Below are 19,660 nucleotides of genomic sequence, written 5' to 3'. Positions count from 1 at the left end.
GAGCGTCCAGACCGCTAAAAGCGGCGGGCGATAAAACAGGGGGAGACGATGATTGCACGATCCATGCCAAGGTTCTTACATGGGTTGGTGGCTACGGCCGCCATGCTGTTCGTCACGGGCGCCGGGGCGCAGGAGGTGAAGCATTATCGCTTCGCGTATGACCAGCCCCGCAACACCGGCTATTCCATCGCCGGCGACCTCTTTGCCGACAAGCTCAAGGAATTGAGCAAAGGCACCATGATCATCGACCAGTATCCGGGCGCGCAGCTGGGCCAAGAGCCGCAGGTGCTTCAGCTCGTGAAAGCCGGCGATGTCGAATTCTCGATCGTCTCTTCGGCCAACACCGCGACGATCTCGCCGCAGGCCGGCGTGATGTCGCTGCACTATCTGTTCCGCGACGAACGGCATGTAATCAAAGGCCTCGCGGATCCGAAAGTGTTCGAGGCCCTCAAGGCCATGATCGATGAGACCACGCAGGGTTTGCACCTCATCGGCACGGGCTCGCAGGGCGTGCGCCACATGTACTCCAAGAAGGAGATCCACAATGTCGGCGACGTCAAGGGCCTGAAGGTCCGTGTGCAGGCAACCGCCACTGAAGACACCATGTTCCCGGCCTATGGCGCCCAGACCGTGCACATGCCGTTCGGCAGCGTCTATACGAGCCTGCAAACCGGCGTGGTCGACGTCGCCGAGAACAGCATCAACGTCTACCTCGTCAACAAGCACTACGAAGTGGCGCCGGTGCTGAACATCACCGAGCACGAGGCCAACAACGCGCTGGTGTTCGTCTCCGACAAGCTCTGGCAGAGCCTCTCCGCTGAACAGAAAGGCTGGGTGCAGACCGCGGCCAACGAGATCAGCACCAAGGAGCCGGCGAAGGCGTTCGACCTCGAGCGGGTCGCGGCCGAGAAGCTGAGGAAGATGGGCGTCAAGGTCGTCGATAACGTCGACAAGAAAAGCTTTGCAGCGATCGCCGATCCCTATCTCGACAAGCTCGCCAAGGAGCTCGGCCCGCACGCCGAGAAGATCAAGGATCTGATCCGGTCGATCAATTAGGTCAAGCGCGGCGGCCGGCGCTTTACCTCTCCCCATCGGGGAGAGGTCGGATTGCGCAGCAATCCGGGTGAGGGGCGGCAGCGTTCTGTGAGACTGTAACCCCTCACCCGGACCGCATCTTGCGATGCGGTCCGACCTCTCCCTACGGGAGAGGTGAACGATCAACTAGCACCGTTCCAAAGCCCGCTTCTGCGTTAAGCCGGGACGACGAGGGTAACAATGGCCATCGCCGACAAACTGCTGGTGCAACGCCAGCGCCATCTGAAATGGCGCTGGCTCGACTGGCTCGAGCTCGCGCTCATGATCCTCTGCGGCGTGCTGTGCTTCGGCTTCTCGCTGTCGGTCACGGCCGACATCGTCACCCGCACCATCGGCCATCCCTGGCTCTGGCTGCAGGAAGTCACTTCGACGCTGTTCATCTATGCGATCTTCATCGGGACCGCGGTCGCGACCCGGCGCAACGATCACCTCTATCTCACCGCGATCTCCGAGGCGATGCATGGCGTGCCCAGGATCATCGTCGAGGTCATCATCCGCGTTGTTGTGCTCGGCGTCGCCTTCTGCCTGATCTGGTACGGCTACCAGAACTATCTGCGCGGCTTCGGCAGCTTTCGCCTGCCGTCGGGGACGCCGATCGCCTCTCTTTATGCGATTATTCCGCTCTCCGGCATCCTGGTCGGCCTGTTCACCATTGAGCAGCTCGTCAACGGCCTGCGCAACGGCTTCGACCATTCCGAGCCGCCGGACGAGGATGCCGCGCCCGTCGTCACCGAAGCGCAAATGAGGGCGCAGCCGTGAGCGCACCCATTGTCCTGGCGTTGATGTCGGTCTGCTTCCTGTCGTTCGGCTATCTCGGCGTGCCCGTGCCGTTCTCGCTGATGGCCGGCGTTTTCATCGGTGCGATCCTGTCCGACGTGTCGCTCGCCGCGATCATCCAGAAGATCTTTGACGGCGTCGATTCCGAGGCGCTGCTGGCGATCCCGTTCTTCCTGCTGGTCGGCGAGCTCATGAGCTCGGCCAATGTGGTGGTGCGAATAGCCAATCTCTCGGTGTCGCTGGTCGGGCATATCAGGGGCGGGCTGTCGCAGGTCGTCGTCGTCTTCAGCATGTTCTTCTCGGAAATGTCGGGCTCGACTACCGCCGACGTCGCCGTGATGAGCCGCGCGCTGGGCGGGCCGATGAAGCGCGAAGGCTACGAGCCCGCCTTCATTGCCGCGATTATCGCGTCGGCCTCAACCATTGCTGCGCTGGTGCCGCCGAGCATCACCGCCGTGGTTTACGGGGCGGTCGGCAACGTATCGATCGCTGGCCTGTTCATGGCCGGCGTGGTGCCGGGCCTAATGATCGGCTTCGGCCTGATGATCTATTGCTATTTCTTCGGCCCGTCCGGCCTGCGCAAGCCGCGCGCGCCGCTGCGGCAGATCGTGTTCGCGGCTGGTGACGCGGCCCTTCCGCTGATGATCCCGGTGATTTTGCTCGGCGGCATCCTGACCGGCTGGTTCACTCCGACGGAGGCCGGCGTCGTCGCCGTGGTCTGGATCATCCTGGTCGTGATCCCCGCACTCAACCGTGGGCATTTCCGAAAGATTCCCTACGATTTCTGCCTTGCCGGCCTGATCTTCTCGTTGCCGTTGATCACGATCGGCGCCGCCAACGCCTTCGGCTGGATGCTCGCTTATCTGCGTGGCGCCAGCTACATCGCCGACATGATCACCTCGATCGCCGGCAACGATCCGCATCTGATCATGTTGCTGATGGTGCTGCTCTTCACCGTGGTCGGCGATTTCATCGAGCCGGTGCCGACCATCATCATCTTCATGCCGCTGGTCAACACGCTGACGGAAGCCGGCGACATCAACGGCGTGCACATGGGTGTGGTGCTGATCGCGACACTCGCCTTCGGCCTGATCACGCCGCCTTATGGGCTCGTGCTCTTGATGGCGTCGAAATTCGTCGGCGTCAGTTTCGCGAAGGCGTTACGCGCGGCGCTGCCGATCTATGTCGTGTTCTTCGCGACCATCGCCTTCGCGATCTACTTCCCGAGCGTGGTGCTGTGGCTGCCGCAGAAGGTCCTGCCGGAATCGGTCGGCTGCTTCAAGTCCCCGGCGGGGACGGGCTACATCTGTCCGAAGTGAAGGGCTACTTCCCTTTGCTTGTGAACTTCTTCACGGCAACGCGAAACTCCTCAGTGTTCATCGCCATGATGATCTTGTGTTCCTCGGCATCGAGCTGCTGTTTTACGGGCGTGGTGGCGGCTGCGTAGACGAGGGACTTGGTTCCGGCGATGGCCGCCGGCGCGTTCTGCGCCAGCCGTTCGGCCAGCTGCCGCGTCGCCACCTTCAACTCGGTCGCGGGAACGATCTTGGCGACAAGGCCCCATTCATAGGCCTGCTGCGCCGTAAAATTGTCTTCGGCCAGGAAGATCTGGAGCGCGCGGCGCGAGCCGACCGTGCCGACGATCCCGACCGTCGAGCCGCCATCCGGCGAGACGCCGATCTTGGCGTAGGCGGGCGTGAACTTGGCGTCCTCGGCGGCGATGCAGAGATCGGTGACGAAGGCCAGCCCCATGCCGGCGCCGGCGGCCGAGCCGTGCACGCTCGACAGCGAGATTTTTGGCATGCGCCGGATGATCTCGATGAAGGAATGATAGTGCTTGAGCAGCTCACCGACGACCGGGGTCACCGTGTTGGCCTCGGCGGCAGCGCCAATCGTCTGCAGATCGCCGCCGGCCGAGAAGGCGCGGCCTTCGCCTTCGAGGACCACGACGCGGATGGCGTCATCGCCTTCGATGTAGGCCGCGAGCTGTTCGAGGCTCTCGGCAATCGCGAGATTGATCGAGTTGAACGCGGCGGCGCGGTTGAGTGTGATGGTCGCGATCGGGCCGTCGATCCGCAGCAGCGCGGGATCATCGGGTTGGGAGGCGGGAGCTGGCATTCTGGAAATCCCCGGCTAGAGGTTCGTCGCTGCAACTAAATCGCAGAAGGCGAGGGGAGACAATCCCCGGCCGCCGGTGCCCCGCAAGGCACCCTTGCGCTAGGCTGAACGATAGGCTCAAATGGGCCGGCCTTCGTTGAGGGACGGACACGAGCGCCGGCTCCTCCTAGGCTAGCCAAGCCAGATTTAGCGAGAGAGGAGACGACATGGGTGACGCTCGTGTCTTGCGGAAATGGGCTGTCCAATGACGGATGGTCCGGTGATCATTGTCGGCGCCGGCCATGGTGGCTACCAGGTCGCGGCCTCCCTGCGGCAGGCGGGCTTTGCCGAGCGCATCTGCCTGATCAATGACGAGGCGCATCTGCCCTATCAGCGGCCGCCGCTGTCCAAGGCCTACATCAAGGGCTCGGCCGGGCCGGAGAGCCTGATGTTCCGGCCGGAGAAATTTTACCAGGACCAGACCATCGATTTGATCGCCGGCCGCGCGGTGTCGATCGACCGCGCCGGGCGCAAGCTGCTGCTCGCATCGGGTGAGACGCTTCCCTATGGTCACCTGATCCTGGCGACGGGCGCGCGCAACCGGCTGCTTGATCTGCCCAACGCCAACCTGCCCGATGTGAAATATCTGCGCATCCTCGACGAGAGCGAGGCGCTGCGCAAAATCATCCCATCGAAGACGCGGGTCGTGGTGATCGGCGCCGGGTTCATCGGCCTCGAATTCGCCGCCACCGCGCGGATCAAGGGCCTCGAGGTCGACGTGCTCGAACTCGCGCCGCGCGTGATGGCGCGCGCGGTGACGGCGGAGGTCTCGGAATATTTCCAGGCGCGGCATCGCGAAGCCGGCATCCGCATTCATCTCGGTGTGCAGGCAACCTCGATCGAGGCCGAGGGCGGCAAGGTCACCGGCGTCTCGCTGAGCGACGGAAGACATCTGCCCGCCGACCTCGTCGTGGTCGGTGTCGGTGTGCTGCCGAACATCGAGCTGGCGGCCGAGGCGGGGCTGCCTGTCGCCGCCGGCATCATCGTCGACGAATATCTCTCGACGTCCGATCCGAATATTTCCGCAATCGGCGATTGCGCGCTGTTCGCAAGCCCGCGCTTCGGTGGCTCGCAGCGGCTGGAATCGGTGCAGAACGCCACCGACCACGCTCGCTGTCTGGCGGCGCGGCTGACCGGCGACAGCAAACCCTATGATAGCCATCCCTGGTTCTGGAGCGACCAGGGCGACGACAAGCTCCAGATCGCAGGCCTCACCACCGGTTACGACCGCGTCGTACTGCGCGGCGATCCCGGCAAGAGGGCGTTCTCCGCGTTCTGCTACCATGGCGACAAGCTGCTCGGCATCGAATCGATCAACCGCGCCGGCGATCACATGTTCGGCCGCCGCTTGCAGGCCATGGACCGCTCGATTACGCCGGAGCAGGCGGCGGATGAGAGCTTTGATCTGAAGAGCGCGCTGGCGTGATCAGGCAGCGCCGAGCACGGCCGCCACTTCCGCGGCGGTCGGCATCGACGGCCCTGCGCCCATGCGCTGCACGCTGATCGAGGCGGCAGCGTTGGCGAAGGCGAGGGCGGACCGCAAAGGTACGCCCTCAGCCAGCTGCGACGCGAGCGCGCCGACAAAGCAATCGCCGGCTCCCGTCGTGTCGACCGCCTTCACCTCGCGGCCCGGAGCCGCAAATTCCTCGCGGCCGGCGAGCGCGAGCACGCCCCGCTTGCCGAGCGTGACGCAGATGGTCTGATCCGGGCGCGCCTGAAGTTTTCGCGCGACGGCGATGATCTTTGCGGCCTCGTCGTGGTCGGTGAGCTCGGTGCCTGCAAGGAAACCAAGTTCGGTCTCGTTCAATACCAGGATATCGACCAGCGCGAGCAGCTCGTCGGACATCTTTTGCGCCGGGGCAGGATTCAGCAGCGTCGTGGCGCCCGTCACGTGCGCGCGCCGGAAGAACGCGGCAATGGTCGGCAGCGGGATTTCGAACTGGCTGACGGCAACATCGCCCTTCGCCAGGGGAACGTCTGCGACGTCATTCGCGCTGACCAGGGCGTTGCTGCCGGGAATGACGACGATGGTATTGTCGGACGCCGCGACCGTGATGATCGCGGTGCCGGTGTGCGTTTCGGGTGTCTCCTTGATCGAGCCGGGATCGATGCCCTGCGCCGTGAGGAACGTCCTCAGCTCAGCCCCGAAGGCGTCAGTGCCCAGCCGCCCGATCAGCGTGGTCTTCGCGCCAAGCCTCGACGCCGCGACCGCCTGGTTGGCGCCCTTGCCGCCGGGAAAATACAGCACCTGCCGACCGGCGACAGTCTCGCCGACCCTGGGGTGGCGATCGGCGGTCGCCACCACATCCATGTTGATGCTGCCGGCGACGAAGACGCGCCCCATGAACAACCCTTTCGAAGTCTAGACCTTGACCTCGAACTCGTGCCTGACTTTGGCGATGTCGACAAGGGTCGGCAGGCCGGCCTCGTTGCCGAGGCGCTGGATCTTGAAGGTCGAGGCGGCGCGGGCGAAATCAAAATGCTCGCGCCAGCTTTTGCCGGGATGCGCGAGGTAGGAATAGACATAGGCGCCATGGAAGACGTCGCCGGCGCCGTTGGTGTCGATCACGCGCTCGCGCGGGATCGGCATCGCCGGCATCACCTGGACCGTCCCGGTTTCGTCGTACCAGAGCAGGCCCTTCTCACCCATGGTGATGCCGCCGATCTTGCAGCCGCGGCCCTTGAGATAATCGAGCATTTTCTCCGGAGTCAGATCCATCTGCTCGCACAGCCGCTCGGCGACGATCGCAACGTCGATGAATTCCAGCAGCTCGTGCGTGTTGGTGCGCAGACCGCCGCCGTCGAGCGAGGTCAGGATGCCGGCCTCGCGGCAGACTTTTGCGTAGTGGATCGCGGCATCGGGCTGGTGGCCGTCGACATGCAGCGCGCGGCAGCCGCCGAGATTGAGCATCGGAAAGGGGTGAATGTGCTCGTCGTCGCGGCAGCGCACGATGGCGCGCTTGCCGTCCTTCGGCATGATGAAGGACAGCGAGGACTGGTTCACCTTCCTCCCGTGCAGCGAGATCGCATATTTCGCACACATGTCCTGGAACATGCGGCCCAGCCAGTCATTGGCCGCGGTGGCGATCAGGTCGGGCACGATGCCGAGCTTGGCGCAGCAGAACGCCGCCGTGACCGCGTTGCCGCCGAAGGACACCGCGTAGTCGGAGGCCACGTGCTTTTCGTCGCCGGTCGGCATGTGGTCGGTGATGAAGACGACGTCGATATAGGTCTGTCCGATAAAGAGAGCCTGCATTGCTTGTCCGTGATGCGCTTGGTGGTCCCGACCGGCGCGCTTACTCTAACACCGGTTCCGCGCGGAGGACGCGGAAATTATTCGCAAAACTGTCATCCGATGCCTTGAGGTCGGCATGGGGCCGGAATACGACCATGTCAGGCCAATGCCAAGCCCGGACAAACGCCGCCTCTTCGGCCCATGGTTCCAGGTCGATCAAATGGGGGGAATATGATCACCGGCCTCGATCACGTCGTCGCTCTGGTCAAGGATATCGGTGCGGCCAAGGCGGCCTATCAGACGCTCCTGGGGCGCGCGCCGGCCTGGCAGAATTCCGGCGAGGGCGCCGATCGCGTGCTGTTCACTCTCGAAAACATGACCATCGAATTGATGGCGCCGAGCGGCTTTACCGTGACCGCTGACCGGATGCGCGCGCTGCTCGACGACCAGGAGGGCGTGCTCGCCAGCCTGTGCTTTCGTGTCGCGGACATGAGCAAGATGCACCGGCGGCTGGACCGGGTGGCGCTGAAGCCAGATGCCGTCGCCGAGGTCGAGAGCAGCGACGATGCGAGCGGTGCGGTCCTGCACTGGAAGCGCACGCGGGCCGCGACCGAGCTGACGCGCGGCGTGCGCATGTTCTTTCTCGACTTGGCCGAGGAGCGACCGAAGTCGGTCGCGACCGAGATTGCGCCGATCGACGCGCTCGACCACGTCGTGATCACCACCGAGGATTCTGATCGCGCTGCCGCGCTCTACGGTGCGCGGCTCGGGCTCGATCTGACGCTCGACCGCTCCCACCACGAGTGGGGCCAGCTGATGTTCTTCCGCTGCGGCGATCTCATCGTCGAAGTGGTGCGCCGCCCCGTCGCGGGCGGAGATTCCCTGCGTGACCGGCTCTGGGGCCTGAGCTGGCGTGTCGCCGACATCGACGCCACGCGCGCCCGCCTGCTCGCCGCCGGACTCGACGTCACCGAGGTGCGCAACGGCCGCAAGCCGGGCACGCGGATCATGACAGTCCGCAACGGCACCTGCGGCATCCAGACGGTGCTGCTGGAACGCTCACCGAAGCCGGCGGAATGAGGCCGCTCTCTCCTCCGTCATTGCGAGGAGCCCTTGCGACGAAGCAATCCAGACTGTCTCCGCGGAGGCAGCCTGGATTGCTTCGCTGCGCTCGCAATGACGAAACTATGCGGCGGCCCGCGCGCGTGATAAATGCGATCTGGACGACCACCCAGCGAGCACCCGGTTTGGCGACAAAGGCAAAGCGAACTCTGAAATGGCAGCGCGATCCCGAGGGGATGCGGCTGCGCATTCTCGAAGCTGCCAAGCAGGAGTTTTCCGCTCACGGGCTCGCCGGCGCGCGCGTCGACCGCATTGCGGCCAAGGCCGGCGCCAACAAGCGCATGCTGTACTACCACGTCGGCAACAAGGACGAGCTCTATCTCGCGGTGCTCGAAGGCGCCTACGACAAGATCCGCAGCGAGGAGCGGGGGCTCGATCTCGAACATCTCGATCCGCCCGAGGCCATCAAGCGGCTGATCGAGTTCACCTGGGGTTACTTCCTGCGCAATCCGGAATTCCTGTCGCTGCTCCAGACCGAGAACCTCGCCCGCGCAAAGCACCTCAAGCGCTCGACCAAGGTCAAGTCGATGCACTCGCCCTTTGTCGAGATGATCCGCACCGTGGTGCGGCGCGGCGTCGAGAGCGGCGATTTCCAGGTCGCGGTCGATCCGGTGCAGCTCTACATCTCGATCGCGGGCCTCTGCTTCTTCTATCTCTCGAACTCGGCGACGCTGAGCGTGATCTTCGGTCGCGACCTGCTGGACAAAAAAGCCAAGGACGAGCGGCTGGCGCACATGGTCGGTCTCGTGCTGGCCGCGCTGACAGGGCAGTCGGCCGCGCTGTTCGAGATCGCCAAGGCGCCGAAGTCGCGTGCCGCGGTGGTGCAGACGGTGTAGCGGCGCGGTCCGCGCGTTGGTCGACGGATCGTCCGCCGTTTCCTCAATCTCCGCCGTCATTGCCCGCGAAAGCGGGCAATCCAGCATTCCAGAGACGCTGGTGGGATACGGAGAAGCCGCGGCGTACTGGATTCCCCGCTTTCGCGGGGAATGACACCGAGGGTGGGCGCGAAGGGCGGGCCACATCCCCTCATGCGCCCCAATTCGACTTTTGCCCGTCCGGAACCGGCCGCCCAAAACGTCACAGGGAAAGCTCTGGACAGTATTTATCCAACGGGTTAATTTCTCCCCGAACGAAAAAGAATGCCGGGAGTGAGGCGTGGCTGAGCAGAAGCCGCAGAGTGCGGTGTCCAAGATGCTGAACGCGGCCTGGGTGCGGCCGTTTTTGTTCCTGGTCTTCATCGTCGTGGCCTGGGATCTCGCGATCCGGCTGTTCAAAATCCCCGCCTATCAGATCCCGTCGCCGGCCGACGTCGTCGCGGTGCTCCGCTCGGATTGGCCCGAGCTGCTGCGCCAGTGCTGGCCGACCACCTATGCGACCGTCTGCGGCTTCCTGCTGTCGGCGCTGTTCGGCATTCCCGTCGCAATGCTGATCGCGGGCTCGAAGACGGTGGAGAGCTATGTCTATCCGCTGCTGGTGTTCTCCCAATCGGTGCCGAAGATCGCGATCGCGCCTTTGTTCGTGGTCTGGTTCGGCTTTGGCATCATTCCGAAAGTGATTTCGGCGTTCCTGCTCGGCTTCTTCCCGGTGGTCGTCTCGGCCGTACAGGGCTTCAAGTCGGTCGATCCTGACATGGTCGATCTCGCCCGCGCCATGCAGGGCAGCCGCTTCCAGGTGTTTTGCGCGGTGAACCTGCCGCATGCACTGCCGGCGATCTTTTCCGGCCTCAAGGTCTCGGTGACGCTCGCCGTGGTCGGTGCCGTCGTCGGCGAGTTTGTCGGCTCCAATTCCGGCATCGGCTATGTGATGCAGCGTTCGATCGGCACGTTCGACCTGCCGACGATGTTCGCCGCGCTCGTGATCCTGGCGCTGCTCGGCGTCATCCTGTTCTGGATCGTCGACCGGATCGAGAAGCTGGTCATTCCCTGGCATGTCAGCCAGCGTGAGGATGTAATTTTTGCGTCTTAAATAGCAACGAACGGCCACCAACGGCCGAAGCATAGCGACAGAGGGAGAGTTGACGATGAAGCGGTGGATAGGAGCTGTCTCGGCGGCGCTGATGGTGTTCGCGGTTGCGCCGGCGCAGGCGGCCGACAAAGTCGTGTTGATGTTGAACTGGTACGTCTACGGCGAGCACGCGCCGTTCTATTACGGCAAGGCCAAGGGCATTTATGCCGCCGAGGGCATCGACCTCGAGATCCAGGAAGGCCGCGGCTCGGCTGCGACCACGCAGGCCGTCGCCGCCAAGACCGCCGATTTCGGCTATGTCGACGTTCCCACCATGATGCGCGCCGCGATCAAGGGCGCGCCGGTGATCGCGACCGGCGTGCTGCTGCAGACCAGCCCGATGTCCGCCATGGGCTTCGTCGACAAGAACATCAAGAAGCCGGACGACATCAAGGGCAAGACGGTGGCGATCACGCCCGCCGACTCCATGACCCAGATCTGGCCGCTGTTCCTGAAGAAGACCGGCCTGAAGGAGAGCGACTTCACCACTGTTGCCGGTGATGGCCAGACCAAGCTCAACGCCGTCATCAACGGCCAGGCTGATCTGCTGCTCGGCTACGTCATGGACCAGTCGATGAAGATCAAGGACGCGACCGGCAAGGACGTCTATCCGATCAAGTTCGCCGACTACGGCATCAACATGGTCTCCTCGGGCATCATCGCCAACTCGGACTATGTGAAGGCCAATGCCGATCTCGTCCGCCGCTTTATGTCGGCGACGACCAAGGCGGTCGAAGCTGCCGAGAAGGAGCCGAAGGCGGCCGCGCAGTCGATCCTCGATGCCAACCCGAAGGGCGGCAAGATCGACACGCTGACGCAGGGCTTTGAATTGACCATTCCGCTGTACCGGACGGCTGAGACCAAGAGCAAGCGCCCGTTCCAGGTCACCGACCAGAACATGACTGATAGCGTCAACCTGATGGTCGAATATGGCGGGCTCGACGCCAAGGCCAAGGCCAACCCGAAGGCCTTCTACACCAACGATTACTTGCCGAAGAGTGGCTCGTGAAGCAAGCCGCAATACCGAGTGAAGCCGTGCAGCCCGCCGCGCATCTGAGACTGGTGAGCGACCGGGCGGCCGGCGATACGTCGGGCATCACACTATCCGGCGTGTCAAAAACCTACCGGACGCGCGACGGCGACGTGCCGTCGCTGCGGCCGCTCGATTTCCACATCAATGACGGCGAGTTCTTTGTCGTGGTCGGCCCGTCCGGCTGCGGCAAGTCCACGCTGCTCAAGCTGATCTCGGGTCTGCTGCCGCCGACCTCAGGCGAGGTCCTGGTCGAAGGCGAAAAGGTGACGAAGCCGCACGGCAATGTCGGCATCGTCTTCCAGAACGCGCTACTGCTGCCCTGGCGCAACATCCTCTCGAACGTGATGCTGCCGATCGACATGAAGCGGCTGCCGCGGGACGAATATCTCATCCGCGCCAAGGCGCTGCTCAAACTGGTCGGGCTCGAGGGGTTCGAGAAGAAGCTGCCCTGGCAGCTCTCCGGCGGCATGCAGCAGCGCGCCTCGATCTGCCGCGCGCTGGTGCACGATCCCAAGATCATGCTGATGGACGAGCCGTTCGGCGCGCTCGATGCTCTGACTCGCGAGCGCATGAATGTCGAATTGATGCGGATCCAGCGCGAAACCAGGAAAACTGTGCTGCTGATTACGCATTCGATTCCGGAAGCCGTGTTCCTGGCCGACCGCGTGCTGGTCATGACCGAGCGGCCCGGCGCGGTCGCTGCGATCTACGACGTGCCGCTGCCGCGCCCGCGCTCACTCGACGTGATGGCCGATCCGGTTTTCATCGAGCTCGTGCAGCGCATCCGCAAGCATTTCTTCTCGCAAGGTTCATTGGATTAAGGCGATGCGATTGGTTTGGGGTGCAGCCGCGACGACGCTGCGCTCCCTCCCCCGCGAGCGGGGGAGGGTCGGGGAGAGGGTGTCTCCACTCGCGAGACCCCCCCAGAGGAGACAACCCTCACCCTGCACTTCGTGCCGACCTCTCCCGCAAGCGGGAGAGGTGCACTGCCGCCGCGGCCGCACTAGCGCCGCTAACGATCATTCGGTTGTATCATGTCACCGCGCCTGAAGCTGCGAGACATTGCCTTCTTTGAACGTCCTGTGCAGTTCGCGCGGCCGTTCCGCTTTGGCGCGGTTACCATCAACGCGACGCCGCAGTTGTTCGTGCGGGTGGAGATCGAGGTCGAGGGCAGGGGAATTGCTGTCGGCGCCAGCGCCGAATTGCTGGTGCCAAAATGGTTCGACAAGCGGCCAGAGCTGTCGCCGACGCAGACGGTCGACGGCTTGCGACGGTCGCTGGACATCGCGCGCGGGCTTTATCTGGCGCGGACGGGATTTCTGACGGCGTTCGACCTGCATGCCTCGTGCATCGGTGCGCAGGTCGTGACGTGCGCGAAAAAGAACATCCCAGCGCTTGCTGCGGCCTACGGTCCAGCGGAAATCGACAAGGCGATCCTCGATGCGCTGCTGCGCGCCTTGGAGACCAACTTCTTCGACGGGATGGCCGGCAACGTCGCTGGCATCGATGCGCGGCTTTCGCCCGACCTGAAGGAAGCGGACCTCACGGCGTTTCTGGCCAGCCGCAAGCCGCTGTTGCGCGTCGCGATCAGGCATACCGTGGGTCTTGATGACACCGTCGAAGGTGAGGGCGGTGTTGCCGATGCGCACGAGAACGCCGGTGCAAATTACTTCAAGCTGAAACTGTCGGGCGATCCCGCAGCCGATGCGGCGCGGCTGGCGCGGATCGGCAAGGAGCTCGACACGCTTGGGCGCGCCTACAAGGTGACGCTCGATGCCAACGAGCAGTATGCCGATCTTGCCGCGCTTCAGGCGCTGATCGACCAGCTCGGTCGCGAGCCCACGCTGCGGTCGATTTCCTCACGATTACTCTATATCGAGCAGCCGCTGCCGCGCGACATCACCAGGCAGTCGCCGCTCGGTTTGCTCGCCGCGCGCGGCTTCATCGTCGACGAAGCCGACGATTCCTACGACGCGTTCCCCGCGGCGCGGGCGCTCGGCTATCACGGCATTTCCTCGAAATCCTGTAAGGGCCTCTACAAGTCCATCGTCAACGCGACGCGTGCCGCCAAATGGAGCGCGGGCGGCGAAAAATTCTTCGTCACCGGCGAAGACCTCACCTGTCAGGCCGGCCTCGCCGTGCAGCAGGACCTCGCGCTCAGCGCTTTCATCGGCGTCACGCACGCCGAACGCAACGGGCACCACTATGTCGACGGCTTTGGCGAAACGCCGACCGCTGAAGCGCAGGCCTTCGCGGCTGCGCATCCCGATCTCTACGCCGATGCCGGGCAGGGCATTCGTCTCTCCATTCACGACGGCGATCTCCTGACGGGATCGCTTCATGTTGCGGGCTTTGCGACGTCGGTCCATCCGGACTGGTCGGCGCTCCGCCCGCTCGAACAGCCAAAATCACTTAGGGAGCAATTGGCATGACCACCCAACGCCTCGGCCTCATCATGAACGGCGTCACCGGCCGCATGGGGCTCAACCAGCATCTGATCCGCTCGATCGTGGCGATCCGCGACCAGGGCGGTGTCCGCTTGAAGAACGGCGATCGCATCATGCCCGACCCGATCCTGGTCGGCCGCAGCGCCGATAAGATCGAGGCGCTCGCAAAACGCTTCAACATCACGCGCTGGACCACGGACCTCGACGCGGCGCTCGCCGACAAGAACGACACCATGTTCTTCGATGCCGCGACGACGCAGGCACGGCCGGGCTTGCTGACCCAGGCCATCAATGCCGGAAAGCATGTCTATTGCGAGAAGCCGATCGCGACGAACTTTGAGGAGGCGCTTGAAGTCGTCAAGCTCGCCAATGCCAAGGGCGTCAAGCACGGCACGGTGCAGGACAAGCTGTTCCTGCCGGGCCTGAAGAAGATCGCCTTCCTGCGCGATTCCGGCTTCTTCGGCCGCATCCTCTCGGTACGCGGCGAGTTCGGCTATTGGGTGTTCGAAGGCGGCTGGCAGGAGGCGCAGCGGCCGTCCTGGAACTACCGCGACGAAGACGGCGGCGGCATCATCCTCGATATGGTCTGCCACTGGCGCTACGTGCTCGACAACCTCTTCGGCAATGTCCAGAGCGTGGTCTGCATCGGTAACACCGACATTCCCGAACGGTTCGACGAGCAGGGCAAGAAGTACAAGGCGACCGCGGATGATTCCGCCTACGCGACCTTCCAGCTCGAGGGCGGCATCATCGCCCACATCAACATGTCCTGGGTGACGCGCGTCTATCGCGACGATCTCGTCACCTTCCAGGTCGACGGCACGCACGGCTCGGCGGTCGCGGGCCTCGCCGACTGCATGATCCAGGCGCGGCAGGCGACGCCGCGTCCTGTCTGGAACCCGGACGAGAAGCGGCTGCACGATTTCTACGGCGACTGGCAGAAGCTGCCCGACAATGTCACCTACGACAACGGCTTCAAGGAGCAGTGGGAGATGTTCATCCGCCACGTCTACGAGGATGCGCCCTACAAGTTCACGCTGCTCGAAGGCGTCAAGGGCGTGCAGCTCGCCGAATGCGCGCTGAGGAGCTGGAAGGAGCGGCGCTGGATCGACGTCGCCCCGATCAAGGCCTGAGGAGGGACACATGAACAAGCCCGTCCTGCCCAATCCTGCTCCTCTAATGCCGTCATTGTCGCTCAAGCTGCCGAAGGCCGATCGCTCGATCGAGACCTATCGGCTCGCGGCCTCGCGCACCTTCCCCGCAAAGCTCGAAGGACCGCTGAACCGCATCGCCTTCTCGGCCGCGCACACGGTGGCCGATCCCTTCGCCGACAACGATCCCTGGCTCTCGGTGGCCGTCGACTGGGACAAGACCATCGCCTTCCGCGAGCACGTCTGGGACCTCGGCCTCGGCGTCGCTGAAGCCATGGATACCGCGCAGCGCGGCATGGGGCTGGACTGGGCGACCTCGCTGGAGCTGATCACGCGTTCGGTCGGAGCCGCCAGGCGCCGCAACGCGCTGGTGTTCTCCGGGGCAGGCACGGATCATCTTGCGGTCGAGGACGCCAAGACCATCGACGACGTGATCCGCGCTTATGAGGAACAGATCTCGGCGGTCGAGAAGGTCGGCGGCCGCATCATTTTGATGGCGTCGCGCGCGCTGGCAAAACTCGGCCGCAATGCCGGCGACTATGCCAAGGTCTATGACCGCGTGCTGTCGGGGGTAGCGCAGCCCGTGATCATCCACTGGCTCGGCGACATGTTCGATCCGGCGCTGACGGGCTATTGGGGCACCAAGGATCTCGACAAGGCGATGGATATTGCTGTCGCCATCATCAACGGCAACGCTGCCAAGGTCGACGGCGTCAAGGTCTCGCTGCTCGACAAGCAGCGCGAGATCGACATGCGCCATCGTCTCGACAAGCGCATCAAGATGTATACCGGCGACGATTTCAACTATGCCGAACTGATCGCCGGCGACGAGCACGGTTTTTCGCATGCGCTGCTCGGCATTTTCGATGCGATCGCGCCGGCGGCGTCCTACGCGCTGTCGCGGCTCGCGGCCGGCGATGAGACCGGCTTCCACGACGTGCTCGGGCCGACCGTGCCGCTGTCGCGCCACATCTTCAGAGCGCCGACTCGCTTCTACAAGACCGGCGTCGTGTTCATGGCGTATCTCAATGGCCACCAGGATCACTTCACCATGGTCGGCGGCCAGGAGAGCGCGCGCTCGATGCTGCATCTGGCCGAGCTGTTCCGTCTGGCCGACAAGGCCGGGCTGCTCGCCAATCCTGAACTGGCGATGCGGCGGATGAAGACGGTACTCGCTTCGCACGGACTGGACGCCTGATGCGCGATTTCTCGTCCGACCATCGCTGGCTGTCGCTGAACACGGCGACAGTCCGCAAGCAGGGTGACCTCGTTCAGATCATCGATGCCTGTGCGCAGCATGACATCCGTGCCATCGATCCCTGGCGCGACCAGGTCGCTTCCGTCGGTCTCGACCGCGCCGTGCGCGCCGTGCGCGATGCGGGGCTTGAGCTCTCGGGCTATTGCCGTGGCGGCATGTTCACCTCGGACGCGGAGCGCCGCACCGAGGTACGCGACGACAACCGGCGCTGCGTCGACGAAGCCAAGGCGCTCGGCGCACCCTGCATCGTACTCGTCGTCGGCGGCTTGCCGCAATATTCGCGGCCGGGCAGCGAGGCGTCGAAGGATATCGTCGCGGCGCGCGGGCAGGTCGAGGAAGCGCTGGCCGACATGCTCGAGTATGCCAGGCAGGCAAAGCTGCCGCTGGCGATCGAGCCCTTGCATCCGGCCTACGCGGCGGACCGCGCCTGCGTGAACACGACAAAGCAGGCGCTCGACATCTGCGATCGGCTTGACCCCGGCCGCAGCGGCATGCTCGGCGTCGCGCTCGACGTCTATCACATCTGGTGGGATCCGGAGCTGATGGGACAGATCGCGCGCGCCGGCAAGGATCGGCTACTGGCCTTCCACGTCTGCGACTGGCTGGTGCCGACCAGGGACATCCTCAACGACCGCGGCATGATGGGCGACGGCGTCATCGACATCAAATCGGTGCGCGCCGCCGTCGAGTCGCAGGGTTTTGCCGGCTATTCGGAGATCGAGATTTTTTCGAATGATTGGTGGGGCAAGCCGATGGACGAGGTGCTGCGCACCTGCATCGAACGGCACAAGACGGTGGTGTAGAGAGTGCGGATCCTACGGGCTCGCGACTTGCTGCCGCATGCGCCTTCTCCTCGCTGCTCAGCGTGCATAGACCTTGTCCAGGGCGCTCGACCAGCCTGGCGGCTGTCAGCAAGGTCCCAATGCGATGAGATTTGGTTGAATCGGTGCGAGTCGAGAGTTCGGGTGAGGGGGTACAGTCTCACTGAGTGCTGCGGCCCCCCACCCGGATTGCTCTGGACGATGCTTCACATCGCTAGGCGCAATCCGACCTCTCCCCGCTGGGGAGAGGTGACCTCGGACAGCCGATCGAACCTAACTCCATCGCGCTTTAATGTTATGAATTTTACTTCCGCTTTCGGCGGCAGAACGGACGCTGCTCGGACTTGCTGCTGGCTCGACCCGGTCGCGAATGACCCCATAGCGGACGTCCGAGATTCTCAAAAGCGGGATACGAAACTCCAGTTTCCAGGTGTTCTTCCCCGATACGGGATGGGCGATAATCCGCGAGGCTTAGCGCGGTCGAGCTTCAATCACATTGTGGATGCCCGCCGGAAAAACGAGCGTCAACTCGAAACCGGACTTGGCAAAGAGGTCTGAAAATTCCTCGCGCGTTCGCTCTCGCCCGCCCGGCGAGACCAGCATATTCAGATCGCTGAACTTGGCTGCCGGCATTTCATTTGGGGGCGCGACGAGCCGTTCGATGAGAAGCAATTTTGCAGTTTCCCCCACCGCGCGCCGGCATACTTTCAGCATAGCGATGGCTTCGTCGTCTTCCCAATCGTGAATTACCGCCCGCATTAGATAAGCATCGAAACCTTCAGGCACCGTTTCGAAGAAGCTTCCGCCCACGATATCGCACCGGTCGATGACGCCGCGTTCCGCCAAAACGGCCGTTGCTGCCGTTACGACGTCCGGCTGGTCGAACAGCGTGCCGCGCAAATGAGGGTGAGCGCGCAGGATCGCGGCCAACATCAGGCCCTGCCCGCCGCCCACGTCTACGATGTGGAGAAACGCGGAGAAATCATAGGCGCGGATCACCGCCTCGGCGCTGCCGCGTGAAAGTTGTGTCATCGCCCGATCGAACGTTGCGCCGTGTTCGGGATGCTCGGCGCGAAATTGCCAGACGTCCTTGCCATTCAGATTTTTAAATGCGTTCTCGCCGGTCTGGACGCTGTGCAACAGATGGCCCCAAGCCCGCCAAAAATAAGGACTTCCGACGACTTCCGCCCACGCCCCGAGCGGCGTCGCGGAGTCCGCGCGCAAACAATCACCCATGGGAGTCAGCGCGAACTTTCGGCCTTCTTCTTCCTGGAAAACACCGACCGCAGCGAGCGCGCGCAACAGCCGGTACAGCGTATCGGGATGGCTTTTCGTCAGCCCCGCGAGTTCGCCGACTGAGCGAGTTCCGTCATTCAGATGGTCAGCTACACGTAGGATCGAGGCGACACGGATCGCCTGCGTGATCTGAAAACCATTGATCAGGCTCAGCAGGGTCAGTCGGGGGTCGGATGTCACTTGACGGGCCTCCGCTCCTTCACTGGGGCGCTTTGAATTCGATTGTTTTCGCGAGATCAGCAAGGCGCCGACGGTATTGATCCAGCAAGGCCGCGAACTCGGCCGCGGTGCCTGGACGGGCGGCCTGTCCAACGGCGGCCAGTTTTTCGCAAATGGCAGGATCGCTTGCGACGGCGCTGACGTCAGATGCAATCCGGTCACGTAACGCGTCCGGCATTCCCCGCTTGCCGAAAAATCCCACCACGCCGTCCATTCGAAGCTCGGGATATCCGGCTTCGGTTACGGTCGGCACATCAGGAACAAGCGGCACGCGAACGCCGCTCGCAACGGCGAGGAGCCGCGCTCTGCCTGCCTGCACCTGCGGCATGATGACGCCAAGCGAGCCGACGTATACATCTATGCGGCCTTCGCCAAGATCCTGGAGAACAGGAGCAATGTCCCGATAGGAGACTAAAGCGAGATCCAGTTTCGAATTTTTCAAGAACCCTCCTACAACGAAGGGAGGAAGGCCAGGCGAACTGGCCCAGTTCAGCTTGCCCGGTTCGGTACGCACCGTTTTAACCAAGCCGTCGAGAGACCGGATCGAATTTTTTTCACTGGCTGCTATTGCAAGGACAACGTCTGACGTCGGGGAAATCGGGACCAGCTCACGAACGGGATCATAGGGAAGCTTCTGTTGCGTGATCGGATGGACGGTCACTACGGCAGAGATTGCATAAAGCAGGGTATGATCGTCGTCGGTGCCGAGAAAGGCGGAGACTCCAATCATCCCATCGGCTCCCGGCCGATTTTCCACGATCACGGGCTGTCCCCAGCGTTGGGAAAGTCGCTCGGCAAAGAGCCGCGCGCTGAAATCTGGTGCGGTCCCCGCCGGGACGGGTGCGACCAGCCGGACAGTCCGATGCGGCCAGTCGCCGGCAACGACAGCAGAACTCCAGGAAAGGACGACGCCCAGGAGGATACCAATGACAGCGGCGGAGCGACTGGAAATGCTCATGGTATCCTCCTTCAGCGAACTGTGTGCAACGATCTGAACCTTCACGCGAAGACCGTACCAGGCCATGTCCGTACGCGCTTAACCTCC

18 protein-coding genes are annotated in these 19,660 nt (G+C 63.5%); 13 read left to right on the top strand and 5 right to left on the bottom strand.

Annotated elements, in window-relative coordinates; translation table 11 throughout:
* The first annotated feature begins 48 nt into the window (after positions 1–48).
* The 3 genes from YUA_RS0100510 (at position 49) to YUA_RS0100500 (ending at position 3,191) form a co-directional block, all read left to right on the top strand.
* The gene (locus YUA_RS0100510) at positions 49–1,056 is read left to right on the top strand and encodes a TRAP transporter substrate-binding protein (protein WP_027528867.1); all 1,008 of its coding nucleotides are present in this window, start codon (positions 49–51) and stop codon (positions 1,054–1,056) included.
* A 219-nt stretch (positions 1,057–1,275) separates the two neighbouring features.
* Positions 1,276–1,854, top strand: coding sequence for a TRAP transporter small permease (locus YUA_RS0100505; RefSeq protein ID WP_027528866.1), 579 nt, complete (start codon positions 1,276–1,278; stop codon positions 1,852–1,854).
* Positions 1,851–3,191: a TRAP transporter large permease gene (locus tag YUA_RS0100500; RefSeq protein WP_027528865.1), complete on the top strand. Its 1,341-nt coding sequence runs from the start codon at positions 1,851–1,853 to the stop codon at positions 3,189–3,191. Before YUA_RS0100505 ends, YUA_RS0100500 begins: the two co-directional genes overlap by 4 nt.
* A 4-nt stretch (positions 3,192–3,195) precedes the next feature.
* Here YUA_RS0100500 and YUA_RS0100495 read toward each other — a convergent pair whose 3' ends face one another.
* Positions 3,196–3,990, bottom strand: a complete 795-nt coding sequence (locus YUA_RS0100495; protein ID WP_027528864.1) for an enoyl-CoA hydratase/isomerase family protein — start codon at positions 3,988–3,990, stop codon at positions 3,196–3,198.
* A gap of 244 nt (positions 3,991–4,234) precedes the next feature.
* Here YUA_RS0100495 and YUA_RS0100490 point away from each other — a divergent pair, with 244 nt between their 5' ends.
* Positions 4,235–5,455, top strand: a complete 1,221-nt coding sequence (locus YUA_RS0100490) for an NAD(P)/FAD-dependent oxidoreductase (protein ID WP_027528863.1) — start codon at positions 4,235–4,237, stop codon at positions 5,453–5,455.
* Here YUA_RS0100490 and rbsK read toward each other — a convergent pair whose 3' ends face one another.
* Positions 5,456–6,373 carry a ribokinase gene (rbsK, locus tag YUA_RS0100485; protein WP_027528862.1) on the bottom strand — a complete coding sequence of 306 codons (918 nt, stop codon included), beginning with the start codon at positions 6,371–6,373 and terminating at the stop codon, positions 5,456–5,458. It lies immediately after the preceding gene.
* 18 nt (positions 6,374–6,391) lie between these two features.
* Positions 6,392–7,285 (bottom strand): sugar kinase, encoded by an 894-nt coding sequence (locus tag YUA_RS0100480; RefSeq protein ID WP_027528861.1) that lies wholly within the window; start codon positions 7,283–7,285, stop codon positions 6,392–6,394.
* 210 nt (positions 7,286–7,495) lie between these two features.
* Between YUA_RS0100480 and YUA_RS0100470 the strand changes: the two genes are divergently transcribed.
* The 9 genes from YUA_RS0100470 (at position 7,496) to YUA_RS0100430 (ending at position 17,082) form a co-directional block, all read left to right on the top strand.
* Positions 7,496–8,344 carry a VOC family protein gene (locus YUA_RS0100470; RefSeq protein ID WP_027528860.1) on the top strand — a complete coding sequence of 283 codons (849 nt, stop codon included), beginning with the start codon at positions 7,496–7,498 and terminating at the stop codon, positions 8,342–8,344.
* 218 nt (positions 8,345–8,562) lie between these two features.
* Positions 8,563–9,222: a TetR/AcrR family transcriptional regulator gene (locus YUA_RS0100465; RefSeq protein WP_027528859.1), complete on the top strand. Its 660-nt coding sequence runs from the start codon at positions 8,563–8,565 to the stop codon at positions 9,220–9,222.
* A gap of 319 nt (positions 9,223–9,541) precedes the next feature.
* A complete protein-coding gene (locus YUA_RS0100460; RefSeq protein ID WP_027528858.1) occupies positions 9,542–10,351 on the top strand; it encodes an ABC transporter permease in 810 nt (269 codons plus the stop codon).
* Between the two features lie 55 nt (positions 10,352–10,406).
* Positions 10,407–11,399, top strand: a complete 993-nt coding sequence (locus tag YUA_RS0100455) for an ABC transporter substrate-binding protein (protein WP_027528857.1) — start codon at positions 10,407–10,409, stop codon at positions 11,397–11,399.
* Positions 11,396–12,244 carry an ABC transporter ATP-binding protein gene (locus YUA_RS0100450; RefSeq protein ID WP_027528856.1) on the top strand — a complete coding sequence of 283 codons (849 nt, stop codon included), beginning with the start codon at positions 11,396–11,398 and terminating at the stop codon, positions 12,242–12,244. The genes YUA_RS0100455 and YUA_RS0100450 overlap by 4 nt, the downstream gene beginning before the upstream one ends.
* A gap of 213 nt (positions 12,245–12,457) precedes the next feature.
* Positions 12,458–13,855, top strand: a complete 1,398-nt coding sequence (locus tag YUA_RS0100445) for a hypothetical protein (protein WP_027528855.1) — start codon at positions 12,458–12,460, stop codon at positions 13,853–13,855.
* Positions 13,852–15,003 (top strand): Gfo/Idh/MocA family protein, encoded by a 1,152-nt coding sequence (locus YUA_RS0100440; protein ID WP_027528854.1) that lies wholly within the window; start codon positions 13,852–13,854, stop codon positions 15,001–15,003. Before YUA_RS0100445 ends, YUA_RS0100440 begins: the two co-directional genes overlap by 4 nt.
* Positions 15,004–15,013: 10 nt before the next feature.
* Positions 15,014–16,219: a dihydrodipicolinate synthase family protein gene (locus YUA_RS0100435; RefSeq protein WP_027528853.1), complete on the top strand. Its 1,206-nt coding sequence runs from the start codon at positions 15,014–15,016 to the stop codon at positions 16,217–16,219.
* The gene (locus tag YUA_RS0100430; protein ID WP_027528852.1) at positions 16,219–17,082 is read left to right on the top strand and encodes a sugar phosphate isomerase/epimerase; all 864 of its coding nucleotides are present in this window, start codon (positions 16,219–16,221) and stop codon (positions 17,080–17,082) included. The genes YUA_RS0100435 and YUA_RS0100430 overlap by 1 nt, the downstream gene beginning before the upstream one ends.
* 489 nt (positions 17,083–17,571) lie before the next feature.
* Here the strand turns inward: YUA_RS0100430 and YUA_RS0100425 are convergent, their stop codons facing one another.
* Entirely contained in the window at positions 17,572–18,576 is a 1,005-nt protein-coding gene (locus YUA_RS0100425) for a methyltransferase (protein ID WP_027528851.1), read from the bottom strand.
* Positions 18,577–18,595: 19 nt separating this feature from the next.
* Positions 18,596–19,639, bottom strand: coding sequence for a tripartite tricarboxylate transporter substrate binding protein (locus YUA_RS0100420; RefSeq protein WP_051383067.1), 1,044 nt, complete (start codon positions 19,637–19,639; stop codon positions 18,596–18,598).
* Positions 19,640–19,660 lie beyond the last annotated feature (21 nt).

This window comes from Bradyrhizobium sp. WSM3983 (genome assembly GCF_000473045.1).
In the GTDB taxonomy this organism is placed as follows: domain Bacteria; phylum Pseudomonadota; class Alphaproteobacteria; order Rhizobiales; family Xanthobacteraceae; genus Bradyrhizobium.
The sequence above is the reverse complement of the archived record's forward strand: the minus strand, read 5'-3'. Positions and strand labels throughout refer to the sequence as shown.

Excerpts from the sequence above, each read along its gene's own strand:
- YUA_RS0100510 (WP_027528867.1), top strand. The coding sequence starts at position 49 with ATGATTGCACGATCCATGCCAAGGTTCTTACATGGGTTGGTGGCTACG.
- YUA_RS0100505 (WP_027528866.1), top strand. The coding sequence starts at position 1,276 with ATGGCCATCGCCGACAAACTGCTGGTGCAACGCCAGCGCCATCTGAAA.
- YUA_RS0100495 (WP_027528864.1), bottom strand. The coding sequence starts at position 3,990 with ATGCCAGCTCCCGCCTCCCAACCCGATGATCCCGCGCTGCTGCGGATC.
- YUA_RS0100490 (WP_027528863.1), top strand. The coding sequence starts at position 4,235 with ATGACGGATGGTCCGGTGATCATTGTCGGCGCCGGCCATGGTGGCTAC.
- rbsK (WP_027528862.1), bottom strand. The coding sequence starts at position 6,373 with ATGGGGCGCGTCTTCGTCGCCGGCAGCATCAACATGGATGTGGTGGCG.
- YUA_RS0100480 (WP_027528861.1), bottom strand. The coding sequence starts at position 7,285 with ATGCAGGCTCTCTTTATCGGACAGACCTATATCGACGTCGTCTTCATC.
- YUA_RS0100470 (WP_027528860.1), top strand. The coding sequence starts at position 7,496 with ATGATCACCGGCCTCGATCACGTCGTCGCTCTGGTCAAGGATATCGGT.
- YUA_RS0100465 (WP_027528859.1), top strand. The coding sequence starts at position 8,563 with ATGCGGCTGCGCATTCTCGAAGCTGCCAAGCAGGAGTTTTCCGCTCAC.
- YUA_RS0100455 (WP_027528857.1), top strand. The coding sequence starts at position 10,407 with ATGAAGCGGTGGATAGGAGCTGTCTCGGCGGCGCTGATGGTGTTCGCG.
- YUA_RS0100445 (WP_027528855.1), top strand. The coding sequence starts at position 12,458 with ATGTCACCGCGCCTGAAGCTGCGAGACATTGCCTTCTTTGAACGTCCT.
- YUA_RS0100440 (WP_027528854.1), top strand. The coding sequence starts at position 13,852 with ATGACCACCCAACGCCTCGGCCTCATCATGAACGGCGTCACCGGCCGC.
- YUA_RS0100435 (WP_027528853.1), top strand. The coding sequence starts at position 15,014 with ATGAACAAGCCCGTCCTGCCCAATCCTGCTCCTCTAATGCCGTCATTG.
- YUA_RS0100430 (WP_027528852.1), top strand. The coding sequence starts at position 16,219 with ATGCGCGATTTCTCGTCCGACCATCGCTGGCTGTCGCTGAACACGGCG.
- YUA_RS0100420 (WP_051383067.1), bottom strand. The coding sequence starts at position 19,639 with ATGGCCTGGTACGGTCTTCGCGTGAAGGTTCAGATCGTTGCACACAGT.